Below are 10858 nucleotides of genomic sequence, written 5' to 3' on the forward strand. Positions count from 1 at the left end.
AAATGGCGGGGAAAATGTCGGGGCCATTGCCTTCGCACAAATCCGTGTCGATGGGTGTGTGCTCAAGGGCGTAGGTGCTGAGCAATTGCCAGAGCCAAAGTTGCAATGGCAAGATAAATATAAAACTGAAGCAGGCGTTATCGATTGGGATCAGCTCAAGCAGCATTGGGGAAAAGTATTGGCGACACTGGCGGCTGATTTTATGGCCGGTAAAGCCTCAGTTGATCCCAAGCAGCCGGTAAAAACCTGTCAATACTGTGACCTTAGTAGCACCTGTCGCATTAAGCATCAGCCGGTGGAGGTGTTATGAATTTGCCGGTTGATCATGCACAGCGTTTAGCCGCGCTTAACCCGCTAAAGTCTGTTTGCGTGACTGCGCCGGCAGGTTCCGGTAAAACTGAACTGTTAAGTCAACGGGTATTAAAGCTATTAGCAACAGCCAATCAACCGGAAGATATACTGGCGATTACCTTTACCCGCAAAGCTGCAGCTGAAATGCATCACCGTATTATCAATGCTTTGCGGTTTGCCACCCGTGCTGCTGAGCCAGATAAGAGTCATGAAAAATTAACTTGGCAACTGGCGAAAGAGGCTTTAGCGCGAGACAAGCAATGCCAATGGCAGCTGTTAGAAAATACCAATCGTCTCAAAATACAAACCATCGACAGTTTTTGCGCCAGCCTAACGCGACAGATGCCAATACTCTCGAACTTTGGTGCCCAGCCACAGATTAATGACAAGCCACAAGCATTCTATCGGCTAGCCGTTCAAAACTTTTTGCAACAACTGGAGCATAATTCTCCGGTTGCCGAAGACCTGATGGTTCTGATGAGCCATGTCGATAACAATATGGCCACAGCAGAGCGACTTTTAATCGGTCTGCTTGAGCGTCGTAATCAATGGTTATTGCATATTGGTATCAATAGCGATCCAGCAGCTGCCAAGGCCAGGCTCGAACAGACATTGCAGCAGTTAGTGCTTGATGTTTTGCAGCAACTTAAAGATGAATTGTTAGTGCTGGCGCCAGAGCTGTTACCTCTTTTTGACTATGCTGGCTGTAATTTGCAATCGGAGCATTCTGAATCATCAATCACCCAACTCGCGGGTATTGAGGCGTTACCGGCCATTGATGTGGCCAGCTTAAGCGAATGGCGCGCTATTGCCGATATACTACTGACAACTTCTAATGATTGGCGCAAGACCGTTAATAAGGGTACCGGCTTTCCCACCCAGACTCGCGATGGCGACAAGGTTTTAGCGAAACAACTAAAGTCCAACTTCATTGAGTTATTGCAGGCATTAGATAGCAACTCTGGTTTATTGCAGTTATTGCTAGCCTTACGTCATCTACCAAAACCAGAGTTTGATCAGCAGCAATGGCAAGTCCTGGCGTCATTAACCCGATTACTACCCATGCTTGTGGCTGAATTGACACTGATCTTCCAACAGCAGGGCGAAGTCGACCATAGCCAGATCTCTATGGCAGCCTTGGCCGCTCTGGGTGACGGCTTAAACCCGACGGCATTAGCGATGAAACTCGATCATCAGCTCTGCCATATTTTGGTTGATGAGTTTCAGGATACCGCCAGCCCTCAGTTTCGTTTATTGCATCGCTTATTAGAGGGCTGGTTTGAATATAATAACGGCAACCCAGAAAAACCTAACACCCTGTTTATTGTAGGTGATGGTATGCAATCCATTTACGGCTTTAGGGAGGCCAATGTTGGTCTGTTTTTAGAAGCCAGAGCGCAGGGTGTTAACGGTGTGCCGTTAGATAATCTGCCACTAACGGTTAATTTTCGTTCTGATCCCGTGATCGTTAATTGGGTCAATACCACCTTCACTCAGGCTTTTCCCTCGGTAGAAAATTTATCACGGGGCGCCGTACCTTTTGAGCAGGCAGTTGCCTTTAAGAGCAATGAGGCCAGTAGTCAGGTTACGTTAGAAGGTTTTATCGGCGAGCAACCACGACAACAAGAAGCGCAGAGGACGGTCGAGCTTATTCAGCAAAGCCAGGCTGAAAACCCAACAGGCAGCATCGCTATTCTGGTGCGTTATCGCTCTCATCTAAAAGATATTATTCCAGCCTTAAGTCGCGCAGGCTTATCATGGCATGCGACGGATATTGATCCTTTGGCCAGTTATAGCCCAATTATCGATTTATTAAGTTTGACCAAAGCGCTGTTTAATACCGCTGACCGAATCAGTTGGTCGGCTTTATTAAGAACACCCTGGTTAGGTATGAACAATAGCGATATATATCACCTATTGGCCTGCTCCAATCATGTTTCGATATGGTCTGCAATGCAAGATAAAGCTGTGCTTGCTGATTTAAGTCATCATAGTCGCCAACGTCTGACGGCGGTTAATCAGCTATTAACCGCCGCCTTTAGCCAACGTTGCCGACAAACAGCACGCAGCTGGGTTGAAGGTATTTGGTTGGCCTTGGGTGGAGCAGCCACTGTTAATAGTTGCGATGAGTTTGAATTTATCGATGACTATTTTGATTTGTTAGAACGCTATCAGATGAATGGCAACTTAACCGCTATTGATCAATTCGAGCAAGCCGTGCAGCAGTTATATGCTACTCCACAAACGACAGACAGTCGCTTACAGATTATGACCATTCATAAAGCCAAAGGTCTGGAGTTTGACTGTGTTATCTTACCCGGTATGGCAAGATCGCCGCGCAGTGACGACAAATCCCTATTAATGTGGCGCGAATATCTATCTGCTGATGGCGATAGCTCAGGTTTAATTATGAGTCCTCTAGGGGCAACCGGAGATGAAGAGGATAGCATCTATCGATATCTGCGTTTTGAGCAACAACAAAGCAGTCAATTAGAAAATACCCGTTTGTTTTATGTCGCGGCTACACGGGCGATCAAGCGACTACATATTTTATTAACCAGTAGTAAAGACACTAAAACCGATTTGCCCAAAGCACCGCCTAAAAACAGTTTAATCAAGTGCGCTTGGCCAATATTGGAAAGTCAGGTGCAGTGGCATGAGTCAGTAGTGGCAAGCAACACTGAACAGTTTGGCTTGGATTTTGATCCATCGGCGACTGCCCAGACATTGCAACGCTTATCAGCTACATGGCAGTCACCGGCTTGGAGCTTTCCCAATCCACTACAGGAGTATTATCTGGACGATATGGCTGACAAACCAGATAATAATGAATTAAATATCCCTGTGGTCTTATCCGACCCATTACCCCAGTGTGTAGGGACTATTACCCATCGGATCTTTGAGTTATTAGCCAAGCAGGGGACTGACTGTTGGTTACAAAAAGATCAGTGGCAACAGCAACAATGGTTACAGGCTTTACTGCATAGTCATGGCTTAATAGAATCGTTATGGCCAAAAGCGATTGAACAGATTTCCCGGGCAGTCAATAATACCTTGGAGGACGATAAAGGCCGTTGGTTATTATCGCTACAGCATAGTCAGTCCTATGCCGAACTAGCCCTGTTATCCAATAGCGATGGACTGATAAAAAAATCTATTATTGATCGCTGTTTTGTTGATGAATCGAAAATATGCTGGATTGTTGATTATAAAACATCCATGCCATTAGAAGATGAAACGAAAGCAGCATTTGTCAAACGTGAAGTCGCTGAGTATCAATCACAGTTAGCCAACTATAAAAAATTACTGACGCTAAAACTGGATCAGCAGTACAAGATAAAAACCGCACTGTATTTTACCCATTATCCTTATTGGCATCAGTTAGACTGATTGGGATAGCTAATTCAGTGAATATCAATTAATTAACCCTTTTATCGCAGGAGAAATACATGGCTTACGACCATAGGGAAGAGAGCGAGACTGAATCAACCCCGGTTGCTTTATTAAGTAAACTTGAAAAACAGGCGGCCACTAACAAAATCTTGATGATTGCAGTCATCGCTATTTCAGTGATGTTTATCGCGGTAATGGCGACAGGATTGACTGTTATGTTGCATAGAGTTTCTGTTTTAACCGAGGCCTCCCAGCTAAAAGACAATGACCCCATTAGCCAACAGTTTATAGCGTTAGAACAGCAATTAATGCTGCTAACCGACTTCCGTAGCAATGAGCTGGATAAAATTACCGCCTATACCAGACAGCTTAATCAATTAACTAACAATTGTAGTGCGGAAAAAATGCTAGATTATCAGGATTTCTTGATCTCACGTGAGCAAGATTTACAAAAACTGATCAACGCAATTAAATCCGGTAGCAGCAACCTTGCGGCCATGAATCAAGGCTCGAAAAAGTGGCTTGATGTTTATAATCAGTCTCTCGATGAACTCAAGGACCAGAGTGTTCAGCGCAAGGCCAAGCTAGATAAGCTAGTAGAGAGATCAAACTAATGATTGATCATAATGACGACAGCGACATTGGTCTTGATAATGGTCTCGATATTGGTCTCGATGATCAAATCGGTTTATTACGCCAGCAGTCCAGTAGCCATTTCTGGGTAAGTATCGTTTTTCTTGTGTTGTTAATCATTGCCTTTGCTATGGGTGTTATGGCTTTGGCCAACGCCCATGCCAATACAGCAGCTATCAGTATTATCAAGCCAGAGCATCGTGCGCAGTTATTTAATCGCAAGATGACTACTGCAAAAGCTAAAGCAGAGCAACAATATGCAAGCTATCTCAATAAAATGAATGATGATGCTATTCTCGCCGTTACCGATACATATGACACACTGCATCAGCTAAGCATGGAGAGTGAGCGGCAATACGCCCAGTTACTCACCACCTATCAAGCGATGGTTTATGATGCCGCTAGCCGGATTAAAGGTTCGGGGGAGTGGTTTTATTATTACGAACAAGACATTATCCGGCTGGTTAGTGCTGCTAACAATCGTCAACGGGCATTGAAGCAGTATATCAGTCAAGATTAAGCGAGTTTTTTTGTGCCTCAAGCACAACAAACTTATGATGACTGGCCACTGTCTTACAGTGACCGAATAAGCGTTTAAGTTTAACGTGATAGCCTAGGTGACGATTGCCAACAACCCATAGTCGACCGCCTTGTTTTAACGCCTTATAACTCTGTTTAAACATCTGCCAAGCAATATGGTCGTCAACGGTATTAGCGTGGTGAAATGGCGGGTTGCAAAGGATCAGATCAATATCGGCCAGTGTTGTTTGTTCAAGGCAGTTACTCACCAGAAAATTATCTTTATCCTCGGCTTGCTGTGACTGCAGATTGTTTTGATTAAAATAGTTATTCCGAGCTGATTCTACCGCCATATAAGACTCATCGATAAAATAAAGCTGGCACTTAGGTTGTTGTCGCTTTGCCATAATACCCAAGATGCCATTACCGCAACCAAGGTCCACTATACGGTTGCCGTCAGGTAGCTGATCGAACTGTTGCAACATAAAACCAGTGCCTATATCCAGCTTGTTTTTTGAAAACACATTGGCGTGCTGGCTAATATGCAGATCGATCTGTGAGTAGTAATTATTCAAAGGGTAGGGTGATTGGCTGGCTTGCTGTCTTCTTTCAGTGGTTGAAAAAATCAGGCGGGCTTTTTTTCTCGCCAAGGAGGTCGTACTACTGCCAAGATATTTTTCAAATAACTGCTGATGTGATGTTTGCAAATACTTAACCATACCACCGGCAATAATGACCGTGTGGTCATTAATATGAGGTTTAAGTGTGATCAGCTGATGCTCTAGTAAAGCCAAGGTTTTTGGTATTTTTATTAGCACCAAATCAAATAGGCCACTGGGTTTGGCGGTGCTTGGTAGAAAATCAATCGGCGCTGTTCGTTGATTGCGCTTAAGATTGGCTTTGCAAGCAAGATGACTAATCAACGAGTCGTTCCAATTGGTGACAGAATAGTCCGACAAGCTACCACTAAGCGCACCAAAACCATCGTTGATAATTAGCAGTTTACTGCTGACCTCTGGCAGTTGCTGTTGCGCCAGGTGATTAAGCATTAATTCGTCGGCCGCATCCCAAGCTCTAAGGCTATTGGCCTGACTTCCGTCTGAGGGAATACGGTGAAGATCTAGTTCTGCGAACGGGGTCTGAAAAAGAGAGTTTGAATGCTGCATTGGTTTACAGGGTTGGAGATAGTGCGGCTGCTAGTAATTTTTGGGTATAACTTTGCTGGGGACGATTAAAAATAGCCTCACTGCTACCACTTTCAATAATTTCGCCCTCTTTCATCACAATGGTATGGTGGCTAATGGAGCGTACCACCTGTAAATCATGGCTGATAAAGATATAACTTAGTTGGTGATTGGCTTGCAGGTTTTTCAATAAATCCAGCACCTGTACTTGAATAGAGCGATCCAGTGCCGAAGTGGGTTCATCAAGAATAATCAATTTCGGTTCAAGGATAACCGCTCTGGCAATAGCAATTCGCTGGCGTTGCCCACCTGAAAATTCATGCGGGTAGCGATGACGAATAGCCGGGTCTAGACCCACTTCCCGCAACATATCGATCACCTTTTGCTCAATTGCTTGCGGGCTCAGATTTTGATGTACCATTAAGCCTTCGCTAATAATGTCTTCAATACATAGCCGCGGGCTCAAACTGCCAAAGGGGTCCTGAAAAACCACTTGAATATCTTTACGCAAGGGTAGCATTGCTGTTTGATCATATTGATCAATGGCATGATCGAGAAAGTTAATAGCGCCCTCGCTATCGACCATGCGTAATAGCGCCATCGCCAAAGTGCTTTTACCTGAACCACTTTCACCCACAATACCTAAAGTTTGGCCGGAGTGAATGCGAATATCTGCATGCTTAACGGCATTAAATAATTTCGGCTGTTGAAAGAACCAGCGTTTGCCGAGTTCAAAGTTAACACTAAGGCCTTGGCTTTCCAGCAGAGGCTGCTGAGCTTGTTGTTTGACCGGTACAGGGTCGCCACTGGGCTCGGCGTTTAATAATAACTGGGTATAATCGTGCTGTGGAGCTGAGAATAGGGTTGGCGTATCCGCTTGTTCAACGAGTTTGCCCTGTTGCATAACCACCACCTTATCGGCGACTTTTTTCACCACCGATAAATCATGAGTAATTAACAGTATTGCCATCCCCATACGGCGCTGTATCGATTTAAGTAAGCTTAAAATCTGCGCTTGTACCGTCACATCGAGAGCAGTGGTAGGCTCATCGGCAATCAGTAGCTCGGGTTCATTGGCAATAGCCATAGCAATCATTATACGCTGACGTTGGCCGCCAGAGAGCTCATGTGGATAGGCATTGGCCTTGTCGCCGGCAATATCCACTTGGCTTAATAACTCGATCACTCGTTGTTTTAAGGCTTCAGCACGTAAAGGTTTATGCAGCGTAATCACTTCAGCAATTTGGTCGCCGACTTTATGCAAAGGGTTCAATGCGGTCAGGGGTTCCTGAAAAATCATGCTGATATTGTTGCCGCGGATGCTGCGCATTTTTTTCGGATTAATGCCGAGCAGATCTTTACCGTTAAACAATATCTGGCCGCTGGGGTGATTGGCTACCGGATAGGGGAGTAGGCGTAAAATAGAATGCGCGGTCACCGATTTGCCGGAACCACTTTCACCCACGATGGCCAGTGTTTCGCCGGCGGCGAGACTAAAACTGACGTCGGTAACGGCCTGAGTCAGGTTCTTACCCTGAATAAAATCCGTGGATAGCTGTTTAACCTCTAATAGCGGTTGTGCAGAACTCATTTGACCAACCTCGGATCGAGGGCGTCGCGCACGGCTTCACCAACAAATACCAATAACGTTAACATTATCGAGAGAGCGGCAAAGGCACTTATACCCAGCCAGCTAGCATGTAAATTGCCTTTGCCTTGAGCCACCAGCTCACCAAGAGAAGCAGAACCGGGCGGCAAACCAAAGCCCAAAAAGTCTAACGAGGTCAGCGTGGTGATAGCGCCGGTTAAAATAAACGGCATATAGGTCAGGGTGGCGACAATGGCATTGGGCAAGATATGTCGAAACATAATTACTCTATCGCTAACGCCCATGGCTTTTGCCGCTTTGACATATTCCAGATTGCGACCTCGCAAAAATTCTGCCCTAACCACATCAACCAGCTGCGTCCAGCTAAATAGCAGCATAATGGCCAGCAACCACCAGATACTGGGAGTAATCACACTGGAGAGAATAATCAATAAAAACAGTACCGGTAGTCCGCTCCAGATTTCGATAAAGCGCTGGCCGATTAAATCAATAGTGCCGGCGTAGTAACCCTGAATTGCCCCCGCCGCAATACCAATTACCGAACTGCCCAGTGTTAAAGCCAGGGCAAAGAGTACTGAGACTCTAAAACCATAAATCACCCGGGCAAAAACATCTCGAGCTTGGTCATCGGTTCCCAGCCAGTTTTGTGTGCTGGGTGGTGAGGGTGCTGGTGTGGCTAAGTCGGCGATATGGGTATCATAGCTGTAAGGTATTAATGGCCAGAGCATCCAGCCTTTATCATTAATTAAATCCACCACATAGGGGTCTGAGTACTCGGCTTCGGTTTCAAAATCACCACCAAAGGTGACTTCCGGATAGGAAAAAAAGGTCGGTGAATACAGTTGTCCTTCATAACTCACCAGTATCGGTTTGTCGTTGGCAATAAATTCAGCAAATAAACTAAATATAAATAGCAGTAAAAATAGCCAAGTGCTGTAGTAGCCTCGCTTATTGGATTTGAAGGTTAGCCAGCGGCGTTGATTAATCGCGCTTAAATGATCACTATTAAAAAACATGGTTAACCGCCCCTCGATTCAAAATCAATACGGGGATCGATCCAGACATAGGTGAGATCGCTAATCAGTTTGAGCAGTAATGCCAGTAAGGTAAAAATAAACAAGGTGCCAAAAATAACCGGATAATCACGGTTGATAACCGATTCATAGCCTAATAAACCCAAACCATCCAGTGAAAAAATGACTTCTATCAACATGGAGCCAGTAAAAAACATCCCGAGAAAAGCCGCTGGAAAGCCGGCAATAATAATAAGCATGCCGTTTCTGAATACATGGTGGTATAGGACTTTGTTTTCTTCCAACCCTTTGGCGCGGGCGGTAATCACATAGTGTTTATTGATTTCATCGAGAAAGGAGTTTTTGGTCAGCATGGTTAAGGTAGCAAAGCCGCCAATGGTGTAGGCGGTTAGTGGTAATGCCAAATGCCAAAAATAATCTTTGATTTTGCCGAAGGTGGTCATCTCATCGAAGTTATCAGAACTGAGCCCGCGCAGCGGAAACCAGTCCAGATAGTTGCCGCCAGCAAATAACACAATCAGCATAATCGCCAGTAGAAAGCCGGGGATAGCGTAACTAATGGTAATCACGGTGCTGCTCCAGACATCGAAGCGATTGCCGTGATTGACCGCCTTGTGAATACCTAAAGGAATAGAGATCAGATAAACCAGCAGGGTGCTCCACAGGCCTAATGAAATAGAGACGGGCAGCTTTTCAAGGATTAAGTCAATAACGGAGGTGTTGCGGAAAAAGCTGTCACCAAAGTCTAGCTGGCTATAGTTAATCACCATATCCCAAAAGCGCTCTGACATCGGCTTATCAAAGCCATATAATTTTTCAATGGCCTCGACTACCTCTGGATCAAGCCCTTGTTGCTGTTCTCTGCTGCTCGATGGTTGACCACCATCGCCAGTCGAAGAGCCGCTAATGCGAGCCGTGGCACTGAGATCATGCCCCTGCATCTTGGCAATCATTTGCTCAACCGGGCCACCGGGGGCCGACTGAACGATCAGAAAATTAATCACCATAATGCCAAATAAAGTTGGCACAATAAGCAGTAATCTTCTCAGTATATAATTGGCCATAAAAATTCTGTTATTGATTTGCCGAGTGTTTGTTCTTTAATGCCTGCTCTTTAGCAGGATCAATCCACCAAGTCATTAAACCTATTTCATAGCCCGGATCATATTTAGGGGCCTGTTCGGGTTTGCCAAATTTATCCCAGTAAGCAATGCGATGGGCGCCGCTGTGAAATTGGGGTACTACAAGATGATTGTGCAACAAGACTCTATCGAGTGCGCGAGTGCGAAGGACAAGTTCTTCACGATCGGGTGAGGTAATCACCAGGTCAACCAGCTTATCAATCGCTTTATTTTTAATACCTAAATAATTACGACTGCCTTCGCGATCAGCAAAGCTTGAATGCCAAAGGTCTAATTGTTCGTTACCTGGTGAAAGTGATTGTGAAATAACATGGGTGACCATTTCATAGTCAAATTTCCGCATACGATTAATATATTGGGATATTTCTACCAGCTTAACCGTCATGTTAATGCCCAGCCTTTTAAGGTTTTTGGCATAGGGGTTAACAATACGCTCGAAAGCGGGGCTGGTAATGATCATTTCTATGGTAAACACTTCACCGGTTTCGGGATAAACCAGTTGGTTATCTTTGACCACCCAGCCTGCCTGCTTCAATAATTTTGCCGCTTGGCGTAAGTTGTTGCGGTTATTGCCACTGCCATCGGTGGTCGGATTGGTATAGGGGGTAGTGAATACGGATTCAGGTATGTTGCCGCGCAGACTCTGCAATATTTCCAGTTCTCTGCCTTTGGGAAGACCCGACGAGGCCAATTCAGAGTTGGTAAAAAAGCTGTTATTGCGTTGATATAAACCATAAAACAAATTTTTATTTGACCATTCATAATCAAAGGCAAGATTAAGTGCCTGCCGGACTCTCGGATCTTGAAATTTACCGAGCCGTTGATTGATCAGAAAGCATTGCATACCAGTAGGGTTGTTATGTTCGATCATTGCCTTTTTTAGCAAGCCTTGACGAATGGCTGGACTGTCATAACTTGTGGCCCATTGTTTGGAGATATTCTCATTGCGAAAATCATAGCGATTAGCCTTTAGTGCCTCTAACACCACCACGC

Annotated in this window: 9 protein-coding genes; 4 read left to right on the top strand and 5 right to left on the bottom strand. The window is 45.0% G+C overall.

Translation table 11 applies throughout. The features are described 5' to 3' along the window. The 4 genes from AACP44_RS06980 to AACP44_RS06995 all read left to right on the top strand — a co-directional run. Positions 1 to 310: hypothetical protein (locus tag AACP44_RS06980; RefSeq protein ID WP_339339757.1), on the top strand; the 310-nt coding region annotated here is incomplete at its 5' end. Next, positions 307 to 3741 (top strand): UvrD-helicase domain-containing protein, encoded by a 3435-nt coding sequence (locus tag AACP44_RS06985; protein ID WP_339339758.1) that lies wholly within the window; start codon positions 307 to 309, stop codon positions 3739 to 3741. The genes AACP44_RS06980 and AACP44_RS06985, both read left to right, overlap by 4 nt. Positions 3742 to 3800: 59 nt before the next feature. Beyond that, the gene (locus tag AACP44_RS06990) at positions 3801 to 4358 is read left to right on the top strand and encodes a hypothetical protein (RefSeq protein WP_339339759.1); all 558 of its coding nucleotides are present in this window, start codon (positions 3801 to 3803) and stop codon (positions 4356 to 4358) included. After that, the gene (locus tag AACP44_RS06995; protein WP_339339760.1) at positions 4358 to 4897 is read left to right on the top strand and encodes a hypothetical protein; all 540 of its coding nucleotides are present in this window, start codon (positions 4358 to 4360) and stop codon (positions 4895 to 4897) included. The genes AACP44_RS06990 and AACP44_RS06995 overlap by 1 nt, the downstream gene beginning before the upstream one ends. Here AACP44_RS06995 and AACP44_RS07000 read toward each other — a convergent pair. From AACP44_RS07000 to AACP44_RS07020, 5 genes are all read right to left on the bottom strand, one after another. Then, positions 4884 to 6062: a methyltransferase gene (locus AACP44_RS07000; protein WP_339339761.1), complete on the bottom strand. Its 1179-nt coding sequence runs from the start codon at positions 6060 to 6062 to the stop codon at positions 4884 to 4886. The two genes, AACP44_RS06995 and AACP44_RS07000, sit on opposite strands and share 14 nt — an antisense overlap. 4 nt (positions 6063 to 6066) lie before the next feature. Continuing rightward, complete coding sequence (locus tag AACP44_RS07005; RefSeq protein WP_339339762.1) at positions 6067 to 7671, bottom strand: ABC transporter ATP-binding protein; 1605 nt, start codon at positions 7669 to 7671, stop codon at positions 6067 to 6069. Next, positions 7668 to 8705 carry an ABC transporter permease gene (locus AACP44_RS07010; protein WP_339339763.1) on the bottom strand — a complete coding sequence of 346 codons (1038 nt, stop codon included), beginning with the start codon at positions 8703 to 8705 and terminating at the stop codon, positions 7668 to 7670. Before AACP44_RS07010 ends, AACP44_RS07005 begins: the two co-directional genes overlap by 4 nt. A 2-nt stretch (positions 8706 to 8707) precedes the next feature. Further along, positions 8708 to 9787, bottom strand: a complete 1080-nt coding sequence (locus AACP44_RS07015; protein WP_339339764.1) for a microcin C ABC transporter permease YejB — start codon at positions 9785 to 9787, stop codon at positions 8708 to 8710. Between the two features lie 10 nt (positions 9788 to 9797). Continuing rightward, the coding region (locus AACP44_RS07020) for an extracellular solute-binding protein (RefSeq protein WP_339339765.1) at positions 9798 to 10858 on the bottom strand (1061 nt) is incomplete at its 5' end.

This window comes from uncultured Oceanicoccus sp., assembly GCF_963968385.1.
GTDB lineage: Bacteria > Pseudomonadota > Gammaproteobacteria > Pseudomonadales > Dasaniaceae > Oceanicoccus.